This window comes from Fimbriimonadia bacterium, assembly GCA_039961735.1.
Taxonomy (GTDB): domain Bacteria; phylum Armatimonadota; class Fimbriimonadia; order Fimbriimonadales; family JABRVX01; genus JABRVX01.
Genome location: JABRVX010000006.1, coordinates 63,922 through 82,645, shown reverse-complemented (window position 1 = coordinate 82,645; position 18,724 = coordinate 63,922). Strand labels below are relative to the sequence as shown.

Annotated in this window: 14 protein-coding genes; 2 read left to right on the top strand and 12 right to left on the bottom strand. The window is 63.2% G+C overall.

Annotation, left to right across the window (positions count from 1 at the left end):
• The first annotated feature begins 38 nt into the window (after positions 1-38).
• Positions 39-1,907 (top strand): tRNA uridine-5-carboxymethylaminomethyl(34) synthesis enzyme MnmG, encoded by a 1,869-nt coding sequence (gene mnmG / locus HRF45_02755; protein ID MEP0765449.1) that lies wholly within the window; start codon positions 39-41, stop codon positions 1,905-1,907.
• Positions 1,908-2,050: 143 nt separating this feature from the next.
• Here the strand turns inward: mnmG and HRF45_02750 are convergent, their stop codons facing one another.
• The 12 genes from HRF45_02750 to HRF45_02695 all read right to left on the bottom strand — a co-directional run bounded on the left by HRF45_02750 (position 2,051) and on the right by HRF45_02695 (position 17,784).
• Positions 2,051-2,869: a sigma-70 family RNA polymerase sigma factor gene (locus HRF45_02750; protein ID MEP0765448.1), complete on the bottom strand. Its 819-nt coding sequence runs from the start codon at positions 2,867-2,869 to the stop codon at positions 2,051-2,053.
• A gap of 732 nt (positions 2,870-3,601) precedes the next feature.
• On the bottom strand, positions 3,602-4,753 hold the full coding sequence (locus tag HRF45_02745) for an aminotransferase class V-fold PLP-dependent enzyme (GenBank protein MEP0765447.1): 1,152 nt from the start codon (positions 4,751-4,753) through the stop codon (positions 3,602-3,604).
• A gap of 16 nt (positions 4,754-4,769) precedes the next feature.
• The gene (locus HRF45_02740) at positions 4,770-5,315 is read right to left on the bottom strand and encodes a winged helix-turn-helix transcriptional regulator (GenBank protein ID MEP0765446.1); all 546 of its coding nucleotides are present in this window, start codon (positions 5,313-5,315) and stop codon (positions 4,770-4,772) included.
• Positions 5,316-5,387: 72 nt separating this feature from the next.
• On the bottom strand, positions 5,388-6,257 hold the full coding sequence (sucD, locus tag HRF45_02735) for a succinate--CoA ligase subunit alpha (GenBank protein ID MEP0765445.1): 870 nt from the start codon (positions 6,255-6,257) through the stop codon (positions 5,388-5,390).
• Positions 6,258-6,317: 60 nt separating this feature from the next.
• Entirely contained in the window at positions 6,318-9,128 is a 2,811-nt protein-coding gene (locus tag HRF45_02730; GenBank protein ID MEP0765444.1) for a sodium/proton-translocating pyrophosphatase, read from the bottom strand.
• Between the two features lie 110 nt (positions 9,129-9,238).
• Positions 9,239-10,180, bottom strand: a complete 942-nt coding sequence (locus HRF45_02725; GenBank protein MEP0765443.1) for an electron transfer flavoprotein subunit alpha/FixB family protein — start codon at positions 10,178-10,180, stop codon at positions 9,239-9,241.
• Entirely contained in the window at positions 10,177-10,926 is a 750-nt protein-coding gene (locus HRF45_02720; protein MEP0765442.1) for an electron transfer flavoprotein subunit beta/FixA family protein, read from the bottom strand. Before HRF45_02720 ends, HRF45_02725 begins: the two co-directional genes overlap by 4 nt.
• A 31-nt stretch (positions 10,927-10,957) precedes the next feature.
• The gene (locus HRF45_02715) at positions 10,958-13,303 is read right to left on the bottom strand and encodes an enoyl-CoA hydratase/isomerase family protein (GenBank protein MEP0765441.1); all 2,346 of its coding nucleotides are present in this window, start codon (positions 13,301-13,303) and stop codon (positions 10,958-10,960) included.
• A gap of 100 nt (positions 13,304-13,403) precedes the next feature.
• Complete coding sequence (locus HRF45_02710; GenBank protein MEP0765440.1) at positions 13,404-14,183, bottom strand: hypothetical protein; 780 nt, start codon at positions 14,181-14,183, stop codon at positions 13,404-13,406.
• 8 nt (positions 14,184-14,191) lie between these two features.
• On the bottom strand, positions 14,192-15,013 hold the full coding sequence (gene folP / locus HRF45_02705) for a dihydropteroate synthase (protein ID MEP0765439.1): 822 nt from the start codon (positions 15,011-15,013) through the stop codon (positions 14,192-14,194).
• Between the two features lie 48 nt (positions 15,014-15,061).
• Positions 15,062-16,837, bottom strand: coding sequence for a long-chain fatty acid--CoA ligase (locus HRF45_02700; GenBank protein ID MEP0765438.1), 1,776 nt, complete (start codon positions 16,835-16,837; stop codon positions 15,062-15,064).
• Between the two features lie 26 nt (positions 16,838-16,863).
• Entirely contained in the window at positions 16,864-17,784 is a 921-nt protein-coding gene (locus HRF45_02695) for a zinc-ribbon domain-containing protein (GenBank protein ID MEP0765437.1), read from the bottom strand.
• A 142-nt stretch (positions 17,785-17,926) separates the two neighbouring features.
• Between HRF45_02695 and HRF45_02690 the strand changes: the two genes are divergently transcribed.
• Positions 17,927-18,685 (top strand): hypothetical protein, encoded by a 759-nt coding sequence (locus HRF45_02690; GenBank protein MEP0765436.1) that lies wholly within the window; start codon positions 17,927-17,929, stop codon positions 18,683-18,685.
• Positions 18,686-18,724 lie beyond the last annotated feature (39 nt).

The window sequence follows — 18,724 nt, the reverse complement described above, 5'->3', positions numbered from 1 at the left end:
GGCTCTCGGCCTCGCGAACCGGCGGTAGACTCCGCCCGGTGAAGCAGACCGACTTCGAGGTCATCGTCGTGGGGAGTGGTCACGCGGGGTGCGAGGCCGCCCTCGCCTCAGCACGCGTCGGCTGCCTCACCGCCTGCGTCACCATCGCTCCCGAGCGGACAGCACACATGCCCTGCAACTGCAGCATCGGCGGTCCGGCCAAGGGGCACCTGGTGCGCGAAGTGGATGCACTCGGTGGGCAGATGGGCATCACCACGGACCGCGCACTCACGCACATACGCTACTGCGGAGAAGGGAAGGGCCCGTCCGTCCGAACGCTGCGCGCCCATGCGTGCAAGCGGCTCTACCCGCAAGAGATGTTGCGCGTGTTGGAGCAGCAGCCGCAGATCGAGTTGATACGTGGCACCGTGAGTTCTCTGATCGCTGAAGCCGGCCGCGTGAAAGGCGTGCGACTGGAAGATGGCAGCGAGGTGCTCGCTCGGGCAGTGGTACTTACCACGGGCACGTTCCTCAACGGCTTGTGTCACATCGGGGAGCAGTCGCACGCCGCGGCACGCCACGGCGATCCGGCGTCCACCGGCATCTCGGCTGCACTCGCCGAACTCGGCATCCGGCTCCGGCGCTTCAAGACGGGCACCACGCCGCGTGTGGATGCTCGTACGGTGGACTTTTCACGCCTAGGTGTGTTACCCGCAGACGACTCGTGCCCTGCATTCAGCTTCCTGCACGAACGTCCTCAGCCCTTGCGCCCCATGCTGCCTTGCTGGACGCTGCAAACGAACGCCGCGACACACGAGGTGATACTGCAGAACCTAGGGCGCAGTGCGATGTACGGTGGTAGGATCGAGGGGGTGGGACCTCGCTACTGTCCCAGCATCGAGGATAAGCTGGTGCGCTTTCCTAACAAGACATCGCACCCCATCTTCCTGGAGCAGGAGGAGTGGGACTCTCCTTCGCTGTACGTGCAAGGCATGTCCACGAGTCTCCCAGCCGACGTTCAGTTAGCATTTCTGCACACGCTGCCCGGGCTGGAGCAAGTCGAGATGTTACGCCCTGGCTACGCGGTGGAATACGATATGGCAGATCCCACCCGGCTCGACCCCACGCTGATGAGCAAGCTATGCGATGGGTTGTTCCTCGCGGGCCAGGTGAACGGCACCTCGGGCTATGAGGAAGCGGCGGCGCAGGGAATCGTAGCAGGCATCAACGCCGCTCGCCTGGCACAAGGCCAGCCTCTAGTAGTGTTCTCGAGAACTGATAGCTTCATCGGCGTGTTAGTGGATGACCTTGTGACAAAGGGTGTGGAGGACCCCTACCGCATGCTCACCGTACGCTCCGAGTACCGACTGCGCCTTCGTCATGACAACGCCGATATGCGGCTAACACCCCTCGGTCGTGATGTAGGACTGGTAGATGACACCAGGTGGCGCATCTTTTGCGAGAAGAGGGAAGCTATCGAACGCGAGACGGCCGTGCTGCGGGAGAGCCACGTGTCCAGCAAGGACTCGTTGCGGCTGGAGGCAGTGGGAACCACGCCGGTGTCGGACCGCACCAGCGTGTATGATCTCCTGAAGCGCCCGGAGATGGACTTTCGCAAGGCGGCCGCTTTGGTGGGAAGGACGAATGGTGTGGCCGTCGCTGTCGCTGAGCAGGTGCAACTCCAGGCCAAGTTCGAGGGCTATCTGGAGATGCAGGACAGACAGGCGGCGCGCCAACGGGAGCTCGAAGCACTTCCCATCCCGGAAGACTTCGACTACCACTCTCTTCCCGCGCTGTCGCTGGAAAGCCGGGATAAGCTTAGTCGCATCCGTCCCCGCAGCGTCGGCCAAGCCTCCCGTGTACCCGGCGTCCGTCCAACCGACATCGCCACCCTTCTCATCGTCCTGAGAGCGCATGACGCAACATGATAGACCTTAGCTCGAGCGACCCGCCTATGGATGCATGTGGTGCCAGGGTCTAGTTCCCGTATCTGTCTCGGCTGCAGCCGCGGAGCTGTGATACGGGCCGGTGGTGCACGCACCACCGGCCCTCGGATCGTGCGCCGTAACTGCTAGTTGTTGCTCACCAGAAGGGCTGCGATGTGAGCGTACTCCTGTCCGAGGCTCCGCAGCTTCTTCATCGCCCGGAGCTCGATCTGCCGCACGCGCTCGCGGGTCACCTTCAGCGCGACCCCGACCTCCTCCAGCGTGCGCGACCGGCCGTCGTCCAGCCCGAACCGGAGCCGAACCACGTCACGCTCTCGCGGCGTCAGCCGCTTCAGCACCGCGTCAATCTCCTCCCGGCGGATCAGCTTATGCGTCACGTCCGTCGGAGTGGGCATGTTTGTGGACTGGATGAAGTCTCCCAGCGAGGAGTTGTCCTTCTCACCCACGGGCGTCTCGAGGCTCAGCGGCTCGATGGCCACGCGCAGCATTTCGCGCACGCGCTCGGTCGAGAGCCCAACTTCTCGAGAGATCTCTTCCTCCGTCGGCTCGCGATGGTACTCCTGCTGCAGCCGATTGGCGGTCTTCATCACCTTGTTGATCAACTCCGCCACGTATACCGGGATGCGAATGGTCCGGCCTTGGTTGATGATCGCTCGAGCGATCGCGCGCCGAATCCACCACGTAGCATATGTGCTGAACCGAAAGCCCTTGCGCCAGTCGAACTTTTCCACGGCGCGGATCAGACCCAGGTTGCCCTCCTGGATCAGGTCAGCGAGCGGGATGCCCCTCGCGTTGTACTTCTTCGCGATGCTGACCACCAGCCGCAGGTTAGACTCGATCAGCATGTTCTTGGCCCACTGCTCGTTCTGTTGGACGCGCCGTGCCAGATCGACCTCCTGTTCCGGGGTGAGCAACTGTGCGCGGCGGGTCTGCCGCATCCACATCTCGAGTTCTTCGGTATCGTCGGACCCGCCTTGCAGCTTCAGCTTGGCAGCAGCGCGCGCGTCGAACTTCCCTTGGGTGATCGGGTCCGGCTCCTCTTCGGCCTCCTCGATCAGCGCAAGTTCGTCGTCCGTCGCGTCCTCGGGGCTGTCGTCGTCGGCGTCCACTACGAGGAACTCGACGACCGCATCCCGACGACCGAAGTCTTGGGGTAGCTGCGACCGAAGTGCCTCCCGCACTTGGTCCAGCGTGTCGTCTATTGGCACTTTCCTAACCTCCTCACGCGCAACCGATGCACGCTCGTAAAAAGGAATCCTGCTACGGCTCGCACCCGACTACGCAATCCCTGCCATCGGGAGCGCCGGCATTCGGTGAAGGCAGCAAGTTTTCTGATTCGTAGGACGAACGGCACTCGTCCCGCTGAGCGCTTTGGCCCATTGTCGGGACTTTCGTTCCCTAGCCACACCACACTTCACACAACAAGATAACACAGTGCGCCGCTCCTGTCAACCCTACTGGCCCACGCAATGTTCACGATTCTGCGGATGATTTCACGGAATGGGGCTCGAAGGGGCCTGGAACTCGATGCACTTTTCTGGGGTTCCTGTGCTCCCGCGCAACATAGATTACGTATCGAGAGCCCGGTTCGTTCGCGGGGCAGGAAAGGGCAAGCAACTTTGCGGGGCCGCTAGCTTGGTGCATCGGCGATGACGCCCTTACGCCGGGGGGTCCGGTTAGGAGCTCAGTGGGGGCGAAGCAGTCAGCCGCCGGACCTGTTCCACGGCCGATGCCAAGGCGGTGATTGCCCGCTCGATGTCCGCCTCCGTCGTGTACCGACCCAGTGACACTCGGATCGAGCCCTGGCCCCACTCCGGCTCGATCCGGAGCGCGCGAAGAACGTGCGACATCTCTACGGACCCGCTCGCACACGCCGCGCCTGCGCTGCAGCAGATGCCCACGTGGTCCAGGTTCAGCAGGATCGACTCGCCTTCACACCCTCGGAACAAAAAGTGTGCGTTGTGTGGCAGCCTAGGCTCGTGCGCGCCAGTCACTCTACAGTCCGGTACCAGCGACAGCACGCCGTCAATGAGGCGGTCGCGCAGTGCGCGGAGCCGCACCGCCTCCTCCGCCATCTCCTCCATCGCAATTTCAGCGGCTTTAGCCAACCCAACGATCCCTGGTGTGTTGCTCGTCCCCCCGCGCTTCCCAAATTCCTGCTCGCCCCCGGTCTGCTGGGTTCTGATCGGCGTGCCCTTCTTCACGTACAGCGCTCCCACCCCTTTGGGGCCGTACAGCTTGTGTGCCGAGATGGAGAGCAGGTCAATCCCCATCTCCACGACGTCAATCGGGATCTTGCCCGCCGACTGGACCGCATCGGTGTGGAAAGCGGCGCCGGCCTCGTGCGCCACGGCAGCTAGTTTGCGGATTGGTTGGATGACGCCAATCTCGTTGTTTGCGTGCATCACGCTAACCAAACACGGGTCGGGCGGCATCGCAGCTCGCAGCGCGTCTGGGCTCAGAATGCCGTCCGGCCCGACATCCACGACGACACAGCGGTCACGAGCGACCGCTTTGCACGTGTCCAATACGGCGTGGTGCTCAATGGAGGAGCAGACGACACTCTTGCTTGGGTTGGCTTCCAGCACGCCGCGGATGGCAGCGTTGTCGGATTCGGTGCCGCCGGAAGTGAACACGACCTCGCTCGGATCCTCCGCGCCGATGAACCGGGCCATCGTCTCACGCGCAGCGTAGATAGCCTCTCTACACTCCGCGCCCAGAGAGTAGAGTGTGTTGGCGTTACCGAACGATGATGTCAGGAACGGCATCATCGCTTCCAGCACTTCCGGAGCCAGTGGTGTGGTGGCGGCGTAATCCAGATACAAAATGCCCGGCGGGATGGGGCTATTTGCAGAAGTCGTTGCCTTCACGCTCTCTCACCACGCAGCCGTCAACTCGGTCCTGCCCACATCGGAGGCACAGCTCGTCGGGGCTCGCGATGTCGGCATCGATGGCAGAGCATACGAATCGGCCCAGGGCGCAGTAAAAAGCTTGCCGCTCGGCGGGCTCCATCTTGTCGAGGATTAAGGCAAATCGAGTGCTGCGCTCACGGTCTAACCAGTTAACGACCCGTGCGCCCTTTTCGGAGAGGGTGATGTTCACGGCCCTGCGGTCGCGAGGGTCCTCTGTCTTGCAAATCAGCCCCTTTTTGCCCAGTCGCTGAATCATGTTCGTGGCGCTAGGATAACTAATATCCAGCCCAGCCGCCACGTCTCCGACGCTCACGTGAGAGTGGCGCGAGACATAGTGAAGCACTTGCAGCTGTGGATAGGTTACCTCAGCGGCCGTCAACTCCTCTACCAGCCGCTCACTCATGCAGCGGAACATAATGCGAGCGAACTGGTCCGAGAGGCGTTCCGCGAGAACTACGGTGTCATCGGAGATTCCCATTGCGACCTCAGTTCGCCGGTGGTGCCTCTATTCTACCAGAATTTCGTCAAGCTATCCATTCCTAGCAATCCGTTACCTTGCGAGGGTTTTCACAAGATTCGCGATTTCTGTGGTCGTGTCGGCGATCTTGACGCCCGCTGCGCTCAGCGCGGCGAGCTTGGAATCGGCTCCACCCAGCCCGCCGCTGATGATGGCCCCCGCGTGTCCCATGCGCTTGCCGGGCGGTGCCGTGCGACCCGACACGAACCCCACGACAGGCTTGGACATCGTCCTGATGGTATCCGCCGCTACCTCTTCGTCCGTGCCGCCGATCTCGCCTACGAGAACGACGATCCGGGTCTCTGGGTCCTGCTCGAAGAGGGGCAACACGTCCACGAAGCGTGTGCCCAGCACGGGATCGCCGCCAACGCCGATCGCGGTGGTCTGACCGAACCCGGCTCGCGTCAGTTCCCACACTATCTCGTAGGTCAGGGTCCCGCTTCGGGAGACCAACCCGACCGGCCCGGACGCGAATATGTGGCCCGGCATGATTCCGATCTTGCACTGGCCAGGAGTGATGATACCTGGGCAGTTCGGCCCAATGAGCCGGGCTCGGCCCCGCTCCCGCAGCTTGCCACACACGCGGACCATGTCGTGGGTGGGGATGCCCTCGGTGATGCACACGATGACCGCGACACCTGCGTCCTCGGCTTCGAGGATTGCATCCGGGGCAAAAGGTGCAGGCACGAAGATGGCAGTGGCGTTCGCTCCGGTCTCGCGTATCCCCTCTGCCACGCTGTCGAACACCGGTACGTCCAGGAACGTCTGCCCACCCTTTCCAGGCGTCACTCCCCCGACCACCTTGGTTCCATAGGCGAGCATCTGGCGAGTGTGGAACTCGCCTTCACGCCCTGTGATGCCCTGAACGAGAACTTTGGTGTCCGAGTTGACTAGGATAGACATATGGCCCCCGGGAGTGAGTAAGGGGCCGGAGCCGCCGCTAGGCGGCTCCGGCCAACGTCGCTAGGCTTTCAGAGCGAGCCGTTCCTCGCCAGTGCCGACCTGAGCGAGCTCGCTGGCGAGCGAGCCCCTCTTGCTCAGGAACACAGCCACCCAGAGCGCCGCGATGCACGCCACCACGATGGCCGCTCGTACCGTGTTGGACATCGGTTGAATCATGACTGGCGCGAGCAGCAGGCTGACGAGGTTCATCACCTTGATCAGCGGGTTCATGGCTGGCCCGGCGGTATCTTTGAACGGGTCGCCAACGGTGTCCACGACTACGCCGGCCTTGTGCTCGTCCGTGCCCTTGCCGCCGTACAGGCCATCCTCGATCTTCTTCTTTGCGTTGTCCCAGATGCCGCCACTGTTGGCCAGTAGCACCGCGAGTAGCTGGCCGGAGAGGATCGCGCCGGCGAGATAGCCTCCAAGCGCCTGTACGCCCGTCAGCACAAACTTGCTGCCACCGATGGTCACCTCTTCCGCGCCAAATCCCATGCCGAAGCCGACGAGACAGGGAAGTGCGATGGCGATGATGCCGGGGCTCAACAGCTCCTGCTGCGCGGCCGCGGTCACGATAGACACGCAGCGTCCGTAGTCCGGCTTGCTCGTGCCCTCCATGATGCCGGGATCGGCTCCGAACTGCCTGCGGACCTCCTCGATCAGCTTGAACGCGGCGCGCCCGACGGCGTTGATAGAGTACGCACCGAACAGGAAGGGTGCTGCACCGCCGATCAGCAGGCCGAGGAAGATCTGTGGGATGTCCACCGGCAGTCCGGTCGGCGGCCGCTTAGTTCCGGTGGCTAGGAGCGCTGCATCCGGCAAGTTCTTGTAGATGTCCTCTGGGGCCACGGATGGGCTCGCCCCCATCATCATGTCGGCTGGGATTAGCGGGACGATGGCAATCTGCAGCACGCGCCCGACGTCAGCGTCGGTCGGGTCGGTCTTGCCAGTCGCCATCAGTGCCATGCGAGCACGGTCAATGACCTCCTTGCCATCGGCACCCGGAGAGATCTGCGTAATAATCGTCTCAGCCATGTTCGACTCCTGGGGCGAAAGCTCCCGATCTTTGACCGCCTGAGGAACCTCTGTGGAAACGTGGCCCGCGAGGTTCGCGTCTTCCACGAATGAGTGGAAGAGAGCGGTCGCTGCGACCACGGCAGTCGCAATCGCGAAGCCCTTCGTCAGAGCCTTGGTCGTGTTGCCGGCGGCATCCAGGCGCTGAACGATCTTGTGCGCTCGCACCGACCGCTCGCCTCCCGCGTCCTCTTCGTCCAGCTCCTTCATCGCGCCCGACATCTCGAACACGCCCTGAGCGTTGTCCGAAATGGGGCCGAAGGTGTCCATCGCGAGGATGTAGCCGGTAGTGGTCAACAGACCGAGACCTGTCAGTGCGATCCCGTAGAAGCTGAGTAGCGTGCCGCCAAACGTGCCGGGCGGGAAGATGAACAGCGGCGTCAACAGCGCGATCACGATCGCGAACAGCGACCAGACGCTGGACTCCATTCCGTACGAGAAACCCTGGATCACCATCGGCGCAGGACCCGTTCGGGAAATCATCGCTACCTCGGTAACCGGCCGCTTGTGCGACGATACGTAGTAGTCGGTGAGGCGCTCGATCGCGTAGGCCATCACGATGCCGAAGGTGAGCGCGAGCGCGAACCTCCACCACTCGACCGTGACGCCGTTGGCGAGCTTGATGTCCTGCATGTAGTAGTAGGCGAAAGCCCAAGTGAGGCCCGCCGCTACCACGGCTGAGATCCAGAAGCCTCTGGAGATGAAGGTCAGAGGATTCGAATCTACGTTCTCCGAGCCGCGCATTCCCAGGATGCCGATGCCGGACGCAAGAACCCCGAGGCCACGAGCGATGAGGGCGAAGATGATTAGCTTCATCCACGCGGTCGATCCCGCAGGGAAGACGGCCGCGGTCGCCGCGCCCAGGATGATGGCCGCAACCAGCGTGACCTCGTAGCTCTCGAAGACGTCCGCCGCCATACCGGCGCAGTCGCCGACGTTGTCCCCCACGTTATCCGCGATGGTGGCGGGGTTCCGCGGGTCGTCCTCGGGAATGCCTGCTTCCACCTTGCCCACGAGGTCCGCGCCGACGTCTGCCGCCTTCGTGTAAATGCCTCCACCAACACGCATGAACAGCGCCGCCAGCGACCCCCCGAAGCCGAAGCCGATTAGTAGTCGCATCGCCTGCTCGCGTGCGAACAGAAAGATCAGCGTGGCGCCGAGCAGACCCATGCCGACGGTGAACATTCCGGAGACACCGCCCGCGCGGAAGGCCGTCTCGATAGACCCCTTGCTGGTGGTGAGGGCAGCATTGGCCGTTCGGGCGTTTGCCATGACGGCCATGCCCATGCCCACGTAGCCGGCGATGTACGACGCGGCAACACCGGCCACGAAGCACACTGCCAGCCAGAAGGCCATCAGGGGTCCGTAAAGCGGGTTGTTGAGATACAGGAAATACAGCCCCACCGCAAGCAGCACGACCATGATGGACATAGTGGCAACCTGCTTGCGTAGGTACGCGAGCGCCCCCTCACGGATCGCTCTCGACACCTCCTGCATCTTCTCGCTCCCGGGGCTCTTCTTCAATACGGCAAGGCGCAGCGCCACGCCGAATGCGATCGACAGGATCGCGAAGCCGAGCGAGATGTACAGGAACGTGAGATCGTTCTGCGAGAACTGTAGGCGGATGCTCGCCTCCGCAGACGCGAACGCCGCGAGCGGACAGACCAGAGCGAAAAGCGAGGTTACGAACAGAAAGAGAGGGCGCGCAGTGCGAGCGCCCCTCTTGCACACAGCGGATCGGACAGATGAGCTTGGCATGACGTCAATGACTCCCATTCTTTGGCAAGAGCGCTTCCTTGCGGTTTGACGACGCGGACGCAGCCGCCGGTCTTATACCTAATCGAGCTACCGACCGTCAACGCAGCGAACTAGCCCCGTAGCTTCGACTTCAGCTCCGGGACCGCGGTGAAGAGGTCGGCGACGAGGCCGTAGTCCGCCACCTCGAAGACCGGCGCCTCCGGGTCTTTGTTGATGGCCACGATCACCTTCGAACTGCTCATGCCCGCCAGATGCTGCGTCGAACCCGATATCCCGATGGCGAAGTATAGGTCCGGAGCGACCATCTTGCCCGTCTGCCCGACCTGCAAGTCGTTGCCGACGATTCCCGCGTCCACCGCCGCCCGTGTGGCGCCCACCGCGCCGCCCAACAGGTCTGCCAGCGCCCCGATATGCTCCTCGAAGGTCGCCGCGTCCTTCAACGGACGTCCGCCACTGACTACCACTCGCGCTTGCGTCAGGTCGGGCCTACCGGTCGAGGTGGTCTGCTCCGACTCCCACTCCATGCCAGTCGGCAGCTCCCCCACGTTGACCGGCTTCACCACCGAGGTCGTCCGGGTCTCGGGCTTCGGAAAAGCAGTGTGGCGGATGGACAGCATCAGCGGCGCTGTCGCGACGCGCACCGTCGCGATCACGGCACCCGCGTACATGGGCCGTCTGAACACCCCGCCCTGCATGTCCACGATCTCCAACACGTCGCTCAGCATCGGCGCACCGACCAGCACTGCCACCCTCGGCAACAGGTCGCGCCCGAAGGTGGTAGAGGACAGGCAGGCATGGCTGTACCCTCCGGCTCGGAACACCTCCGCCACGACGGCGGCATACCTATCAGCCAATGGCTTGGCCAATCGGGGGGCGTCCGCTAAGAGCACGTGCTCTGCACCCATCTCGCCGTACTCGCCGGCAGTCACGCCGCTTCCGATAGCCAGCAGGTCGAAAGGCAGACCGGAAAGCTGAGCGAAAGAGCACGCGGCACCCGTTGCTGGCAGGAGCGTGGAGCCGTTCGTCTCGGCGATTACCAATAGGCGGCTCATAGAACCTTAGCCTCCTCTCTGAGCGCCGTGATCAGCTCATCTACGGAGCTCACCTTGCGTCCCGGAGGCCGTGTGGGTGGGTCTGCCATCCCGATGATCTGGACCAAAGATGTCGGGTTTACACCGAGTTCCTGCAGTGACATGGTCTGCAACGGCTTCGTGCGAGCGCGGATAATTCCGGGCAACGGTACGTAGCGGGGCTCGTTCAACCGAAGGTCGGTCGTAATTACCGCGGGAAGCTTTACGCGTACCGTCTCGATCCCAGCATCCACCTCGCGTGACACGCGAGCTTCTCCGTTTAGCCACTCGATCTTGGAGGCAAAGGTGGCTTGGGGCAACCCGAGCAGCCCGGCAAGCATCTGGCCGGTCTGGTTGAAGTCGTCGTCAATCGCCTGTTTGCCCATAAGGACCACGGTCGGCTGCTCGCGCTCGAACACGGCCTTCAGCACGCGAGCGGTATCGAGCGGCTCCAGCATGCCTGCATGCTCGATCAAAAGCGCTCTATCCGCACCGATGGCGAGCGCCTTGCGAAGCTGCTCTTGACACTCGGTACCGCCGATGCTGACCACCAGCACTTCCTCGCACTTGCCGGCTTCACGCGTGCGCACGGCTTCTTCGACCGCAATCTCGTCGAAGGGGTTGATCTCCCACTTCAGCCCGGTCTCGTCTATGCCACTGCCGTCAGGAAGGATACGTATCTTGGCGTATGGGTCCGGAACGCGCTTGATCGGTACTAGTATCTTCAAACTCGGTTCCCCCTTCTTGGTTCAGCGTATGTCAGTTGCGCAGCGGCTTGCCAGTATCGAGCATGTGCCGAGTTCGGTCACTGCTCCTCTTGTTCTGCACGACGGACAGGAACTGTTCTCGCTCCCGCTCCAGCATCTCTTCTTCGGTCAGCACTTCACCATCCGATGCCATCACCGCCGCCACGGCCTGCGCCATCACGAGGTCGTGCTCCAGCAAGTTGCCTGCTGCGCTCTCCGCATCCATCCACTGGCTCACAGCATCACGGAACTGCGGGCCCAGTCCCGGGATCGGTTCGTATCTTCGCGGCTCGCATGTCTGTCGCACGAGTTGTTTGGCGGCGAACAGCAACTGGTCGGCGTTGTAGCAGGTGAGGTCCCGTGCTTCCAGGTAGCCCATCCTCCGGGCTTCGTCGGCGTTGGCAGACTTTTCGCCCTTGGCCACCAGCTTGAACGCCCCCAGCCGCTGCTCCAAGCCTGGATTCCGCAGGGCCATGGTCGTGGTTCCGCCTGCAGCGGGAATGACGCCGACCGTCACCTCCGGAAGGCCGATGCTGGTCTCCGGAGCGGCCACGATCCGTGCGCAGTGCATGGGCAGTTCCAGCCCGCCGCCCAGCGAGAACCCATGGATGGCAGCGACGGTCGGAGCCGTGGAGTAGCGCAGAGCCTTGGATGCCGCCTGCAGGTCCCGCAGGATTTGCTCCATCCGCGTCCAGTTCTGTGCTTCCATGAGGTCCAGGAACGTCCTCAGGTCGAAGCCGCAGCTGAACCCGCGCCCTTCGTTGCCCAGCACCAGTGCCTTCCTATCGGCCTCGGCTCGCCGCACCGCCTCGATGACCGCGTGCGGCATCTCCGGGGTCAGCGCGTTCATCTTGGTATGGAACTCGAGGCACAGCACGTTGTCTCCGAGGTCCAGAAGGCTGGTATCCTTCGTTTCGAACACGGGGCTGGTCTTCGCCTTCAAGTCTGCTAGCACGACGTAGCGGGGGTCGTCGGCCAGTATCGTCATCTGCTTGCTCGGCATGTCGTAGTACGCCGTCTCGCCGCGCTCCTTGTGATAGAAGCCGGTCAGCCCCGCGTCATGGACCTCGGCCAACAGCGGGGGCACGGACAGCCCTTGCGCCCCCACGAAGTCCACGAAGGGCTTGATGCCAATGGCGTCTACCATCTCGAATGGTCCGAGCTCCCAGCCGAAGCCCCAGCGCATCACCCGGTCCACACCGAGCAAGGTGTCCGAAATCTCCGGCGTGCAGTAGAGTGCGTAAGTCAGTGAAGTGACGAGATGCTTCCGGAGGAACTCGCCCGCACGGTCGTCACGGAGCAACAGCCTGTTCAGCCGCTCGCCCCACGGAGCCTTGGAGATGTCCGCGATCCCTTCGATCCGTGGCTCGATTGCCTCACGGTAGGACATGGTCGTGAGGTCCAGAGTCAGGAATGCCTTACCCTCGCGTTTGTAGAAGCCCTGGCCACTCTTGTTGCCGAGACGTCCATCGGCCAGCATCCTCTTCATCGGTTCTGGCAACTGAAGAAGGTCCCGATACCGGTCGTGCGTCAAACGCCGGTACTGATTGCCGGCGACGTCCTCCACGATGTCCAGGCCAATCAGATCGTGCAGACGGAAGGTGCCGGTGCGCGGGCGCCCGAGAAGCGGCCCGGTAAGGGCGTCCACTTCCTCGATAGTGAGTCCCGTCTCCAGCGCTGCATGAACGGCCTGCACGATGCAGAACATCCCAATGCGGTTCGCAATGAATCCAGGCGTATCGCGGGCAACTACTACTCGCTTCGCCCACTCGTCTTCGGATGCCGTCACAACCTGCTCGACGACCGAAGGATCGGATTCGGGCGTGGGAATGATCTCTAGCAGTTTGAGGTAACGCGGGGGGTTGAAAAAATGAGTGCCCACGAACCGTTTGCGAAAAGACTCGCTGCGTCCCTCGGCCAGCTCGGAGATGCGTAGTCCCGACGTGTTGGTGGTGATCAGCGTGTCGGGCTTTAGCAGCGGGTCTAACTTGGCATACAGGTCCCGCTTCACGTCCATCTTCTCTAGCACGGCCTCGACCACCCAGTCGGCATCGCGAACCCAATCGAGGTGGTCTTCTACATTGCCCAAGCGGACATTGTTTGCAGTGTCGGGGAGATAAAAGTGCGGCGGACGAGCGTTCTTCGCTCGATCCCACAGGCTGCGAACGACTCGCAGTCGCACATCCACATCCGTCAGTGTCGCGCCGCGCGCCTGCTCATCGTCCGTAAGGCTGGAAGGGGGAATGTCGAGGAGAGAAACCTGCCGACCCAAGTTCGCTAGGTGTGCCGCGATGCCCGATCCCATAACGCCTGCGCCGATCACGACAACGCGTTCGAACGCTGGGGAACCGTTCGCCATTGAGGGCCCTCCAGAATCAGGCAGGGCCCAACACCATGAGCCCCGCCGGCGTGTGTGAGGGGATTCTACCCCGAAGGCTGCTCGCCGCTCGGTGGAGTTGCTAGGGCGACTCGTACACCCCCACACACCGAGAGCCGGGCGGTGGAACAAAGGTGAAGCCTTCTGGTCCAAGCTCCTTCCATTGCACGAAGGACCCTCTCCACGACACGCGCGCGAGGCTACGTGAAGTGGTACGCGTCTGGCTCATCCGCACCTCTTGAAGCCACGGCCCAGTCTCGCCCTCCACAATCCGAAAGGTAACGCGTGTCCCCGTTTCCGCCTTACCGACTCCCTTGGTGGCAGAGCACTGGACGATCTGCGTGCCGGCCGCGGTGCCCGGCGGCGATCCGGTTAGGAAATACTGGCCTGCAGGGACGAGGTCCGAGTCTCCCATCACGAGTCGCAGTGCGCCGGTGGCATTGGCTGGCGCAAGGCTGCTCATTAGTGCCAACAGGTTCGCGCCGCCCCCGAGCGCATGGATCTGCTGGTACTCCTTGCGGGCTTGGCTCCATCGCCATACGCTCTTGCCGTCGGCGATGATGAGAATGAGCGAGGAAGCGTTGCCACCTTCGAGGTACTGCAGCCGCACCTTCTCGGGGCCGGACTTCCATACTGTGGCCGTGAAGTTCGTCGTGCTGTCACCCGCCGTCGTGGTGCCGGTGACGTGGAAGCAGAGCGACTCCTGAGCCGTCCACGCAGACAGCGCGCGGTCCACCAGCGCACGGGCCTGCTCGGCCGTGTCCTGCGCGAGGGCGGCGGCGGACAGGGCGACCAGAACGCAGCTCGCAACAATGACTCTGGTGGTGTTGCTCATCCGGAAGTGAGACGCAGGGCCCTGCACCCAGGTTCCTACTTCACGCCGGCGATTGCGTCAAGTACGAGGAGAATGTCGCGTATGACGCGCACGTCATGGACCCGTACTCCCCTCGCGCCAGCCAGCACCGAGGCGGCGACAGCTCCTCCCGTCAGACCGGGGCGGTCCGTTGTGGGAGCGTCGGCGAGGCGACTCAAGAAAGACTTCCTCGAAGGTCCAACCAACACTGGCTTGCCCAGTGCCTGGAACTCGTTCATGCGCGCCAGCATCTCGATATTGTGCTTGTAGCTTTTGCCGAAGCCGAACCCGGGGTCCACCCAGATTCGGTCGTTCGCGATGCCATACTTCTCGGCGGTGTGGATGCGTGCTTCCAGGTAGGCGCTCACGTCCTGCACCACGTCGCTGTAGGTAGGAGCGACCTGCATGGTTTTCGGCGTGCCCTGCATGTGCATCAGCACGATGTCGCACCCGGATGCGGCGGCCAGTTCCGCCATCGCAGGCTTCTGAAGTGCGGTGATATCGTTGATTACCGTGGCCCCGGCGGCGACGGCTTCTTTGGCAACTTCTGGCTTGTAGGTGTCTACGGAGATCGGGATCCGGAGAACCTGGCATAGGGACTCGATGACTGGCACGACGCGCCGGATCTCTTCCTCGATAGTGACGGGTTCGGAACCCGGCCGGGTGCTCTCGCCACCCACGTCTATGACGTCCGCCCCGTCCTCCTGCATCTGAAGGGCTTGATCCAGGGCATGCTTGGGATCGTCAAATAGGCCTCCGTCGCTAAAACTGTCCGGGGTGACGTTTAGGATCCCAAATACGACAGTGTGGTCAATCGCACTCAGCGGGGGACGATTCATGTCTTGACCGATTATACCCCGCCGGTCCCAGGCCGCTGGCCCCCTGCCTCACTCTCCTCGCAGCGCTTGAATGATGCTCCCGTACTTCTCGCGGATGACGGTTCGACGCACCTTGAGCGTGGGAGTGAGCTCGCCACCTTCCACCGTAAAGCGCTCCGGCAACAGGGCAAATCGCCTCACTCGCTCGAAGTCCGCGACTGCCTGGCAAAGGGTGTCCACCTCCTCGCGGATGCGCTTCTGAGCCTCTGGGAGCGAGACGATCTCTGCCGGTTCACTCGCGGAAATGCCCGTGGCTCGCCGCAAGGCATCGAAGTCGGGCACGATAAGTGCCGTGACCACCGGCTGCCCGTCACCCATCACCACGGCCTCTTCGATGAGCGGAGAGGATTTGAGCAATGCTTCGATGGGCTGTGGCGCGACGTTCTTACCGTTCGCGAGCACCAACAGGTCCTTCTTCCGGTCCGTGATGCGCAGGTAGCCCTGCTCGTCGATCTCGCCGACGTCGCCCGTAGCGAACCAGCCGTCCGGGCTCAGAACCTCGTGCGTGGCGTCGGGCAGACCATAGTAGCCTTTCATCACGTGGGGGCCGCGGGTGTGGATCTCGCCGTCTTCGGCGATCCGCACCTCCACTCCTGGAATCGGTGGTCCGACCGTGCCGAAGCGGTTCGTATCCGGCCGATTGACGGAGATTACCGGCGAAGTCTCGGTCAGCCCGTACCCCTGGAGGATGACGATGCCGAAGGCGTTGAAGAAGGCGGAAACATCGGTCGGCAGCGCTGCCGCCCCCGACACCGCAAAGCGTAACCGCCCGCCGAACCGGGATTGGACCTTGCGCCCGACCAGGCGATCTGCCAGCGCGGACTGCCACCTCAGCCACAGGGGTGCGCGTTCCAGCTTCGAGCCCTTCGGCGGCATGCGCAGCCCGACGGACAGCGCCCAACGAAACAGCGCTCTTTGGATGGACGGGAGGCGTTCGGCACCATCCTCGATTCGCGCCTTGAGCTGTTCCAGGAAGCGTGGGACCATCAACATCACGGTCGGGCGGCCTAGCCGCATGTCGTCGGCGAGCGTTCGCAGCGACTTGCTGCACACGATGGTCGCACCGCAGTACACCGGGAGGAAGTGGGCCGCCATCCGCGAGAACACGTGGCTCAGCGGCAGGGTCCAGAGGAACACGTCATCGGCCCCGACGTCGAGGGCCTCCAAGCAAGACTCGATGTTGGACAGCAGGTTGCGATGGGTGAGCATCACTCCCTTCGGGTCGCCCGTGGTCCCCGACGTGTAGATGAGCGTACACAGGTCGTCCGGCTGCGCATCGGCGGGTTGAAAGTCATGACCCGAACCTGCCTGAAGGAACTGCGTAAACGTCTGTGCGTGGGGAGATGGCTCGAACGACACCAGCCTCGGCTTCGGGTCCACGCCTTCGATAGCGGTCACACAGCGGGCAACGATGCCCGCGTCCTCGCAGAACAGCAACTTGGCCCCGCTGTCCTTCAGGATGTACCGAACTTGAGGTGCCGCGAGCGTGGGGAAGAGCGGCACCAGCACCACGCCGGCGAGCTGAGCCCCCCAGTCGAGGAGCGCCCACTCGGGCCGGTTCTCCGACATCAGCGCGATGCGGTCGCCCGATACGATGCCCGACGCCCGAAGCGCCGATGCGACCTCGCGGGTTCGGGCGAGTAGGTCGCGATACGTGAGCGTCACGAACCGTGAGCCGTCGCGTTGCATGAGCGCAGGCTTGTCGCCGTACTTCTCGGCAGAGACGAGTAGGGCAGCTCCGAGGCTGGGGGGCTGTAACATGCCTGCGGGTTTCGCCGCGCTCAAATGGTCTACCTGCACGAGCGATAGGCTCAGAATCCGCGACCGATGCTCCCGATCTGCCCGGCGATGTCCGCATGAATCACGAACCACTTGTCCGTGTCGTATTCGCGGCATATCTCGGCAAGCTGGTTGTCGGACGACGCGGCCGGCACGTCCACACTTTGATAAGACTCGCCCTGCATCCGCTGAACAGACGAGAGGGCGCCGTGGAGATCGCTGGACGCCTTGCCGAGGGCGTCGGTCACAGTGAGCAGAGACAACGAGGTAGCGACCAGCGCGCGATCGTAGGTCTCCGCGAGCTGCCGACATCGCTGCGGCGGAGGGAATGATCGAAACCTCTGTATCAACCCGTTCCACTCGGAGCGCATGGTGTTCGCCTGAGCCGACAAATCCTCGTGCGGGGCTTTGGGGTCCTCGCCGGCCATGATCCGCTCTAGGTTGTCCGCGCCGCCCGAGACGGAAAGCTTCGTCATTGCGACCATCAGGGAAGAAATTTGATCCTTGGCCATGTCCACCCGCTGCTTCTCGATGCGCTCCAGGTGCTCCAGCCATTTGCGGATGTCTTCCGGCATCATTTTGCGCTCTGGTGGCGGGGAACCCTCGGCTTGGGCGATGCCTGTGGCCGGCTTGGAGCCTTCGGCTTGCAACAGGCCGGTTGTGGGCCGACTGCCCTCGGCCTGGAGCACTCCGGTTGCTCGGGTTTTGGCCTTCGCTTGCCAGGGGCCGTACTTACCGATAAGGATGCCTGCCACGAGGATGACGGCCAGCGCTCCGACTCCCAGCGCCAGCTTAGTTCCCATGGGTATTCCGGGTGCCTTTGCGGCAGCCGAACGCTCTCGCACCTGCGGCTGCTGGCTCGTGGCTGCAGCCGGCGCGGCGAGTGCCGCGCCACAGTGGATGCAGTATCTCGAACCGGGCTGATTGTCTTGTCCGCACTTCGGGCAGTTCATGGCTCACTCCCCGGCGTGGCTCTTGCACAGCGCCGACACCGAATTCTATCCCTCGCCGCTCACATTGGTGAGGGTCTATTATATCTAGACGCATGAAGGTGCTCTGCGGGTCGCACCCGCTGAGGGCGACAATCAACAATGTATGCTCGTTCCTCTCCTAGTTGCCCTCGTCCTGGCCCAAGCCGGCGTGCCTGTGTGGCCTGGCGCGCCCATCCCAGACGCATTCGAGCGTGGGCAACGCCTTGCCACCTTGCGCAACGGCGTCGCCGAGGTCGGTAAGGATTGGCGCCAGCCTGCGGGCCTGTGGTTCGACGGCATCGCGAAGCGGCACAGCCAGTGGGCATGGCTGCTGACTCCCGAGTGCGCCTCCGAGTGGCTGGGCTATCAGGCGGGCCGCGAGCTACGCACCTCGGAAGATGCGCTCCGGCTCTGGACCGAGTGGTCGAGCGCGCACGAAGGCGAGTTGGTGGTCGTGCTACTCCTGACCGCGTTTCCCAAGCTGACGCCGGTCACGCGGGAAGCCGAGACTATGGCCGACAGATGGAGCCTGGAGAAGCTGACGGCCGCGTTGAGCATAGATCGTTCTCCCTGCCCGCTGAAGGAGGCGCGCCTTGTCGAGCGACTCTCTGGCGACAACGAACGAGTGGCCTCGGGCTATCCATTCGGTCTGGCGGCAGCCTTGTGCTTCGAGGAGCCGGATCGCCCCGGCATGCACCCGACTTACGTGCCGCCCGGGCCTTACTACGGTGCGGTGTGGACGCTGCGCTTCGACGTTCGCTTCGCCCCGGAAGACTGGCGCGAGGTCAAGCTCTCGTTCGTCTCCCGCTCGGTGAGAACCGACGTGGTGTTTGCCAAGGTCGAGGGCAAATCTGCGGGAGAACCGAGGCGAGCCAGGCGATAGTCCATGGGTATACTCGCCGGGTTCAAATAGGGAGCTGCG

Excerpts from the sequence above, each read along its gene's own strand:
- HRF45_02725 (MEP0765443.1), bottom strand. The coding sequence starts at position 10,180 with ATGAGCCGCCTATTGGTAATCGCCGAGACGAACGGCTCCACGCTCCTG.
- folP (MEP0765439.1), bottom strand. The coding sequence starts at position 15,013 with ATGAATCGTCCCCCGCTGAGTGCGATTGACCACACTGTCGTATTTGGG.
- sucD (MEP0765445.1), bottom strand. The coding sequence starts at position 6,257 with ATGTCTATCCTAGTCAACTCGGACACCAAAGTTCTCGTTCAGGGCATC.
- HRF45_02750 (MEP0765448.1), bottom strand. The coding sequence starts at position 2,869 with ATGTGGATGCGGCAGACCCGCCGCGCACAGTTGCTCACCCCGGAACAG.
- HRF45_02715 (MEP0765441.1), bottom strand. The coding sequence starts at position 13,303 with ATGGCGAACGGTTCCCCAGCGTTCGAACGCGTTGTCGTGATCGGCGCA.
- HRF45_02740 (MEP0765446.1), bottom strand. The coding sequence starts at position 5,315 with ATGGGAATCTCCGATGACACCGTAGTTCTCGCGGAACGCCTCTCGGAC.
- HRF45_02730 (MEP0765444.1), bottom strand. The coding sequence starts at position 9,128 with ATGCCAAGCTCATCTGTCCGATCCGCTGTGTGCAAGAGGGGCGCTCGC.
- HRF45_02695 (MEP0765437.1), bottom strand. The coding sequence starts at position 17,784 with ATGAACTGCCCGAAGTGCGGACAAGACAATCAGCCCGGTTCGAGATAC.
- HRF45_02690 (MEP0765436.1), top strand. The coding sequence starts at position 17,927 with ATGCTCGTTCCTCTCCTAGTTGCCCTCGTCCTGGCCCAAGCCGGCGTG.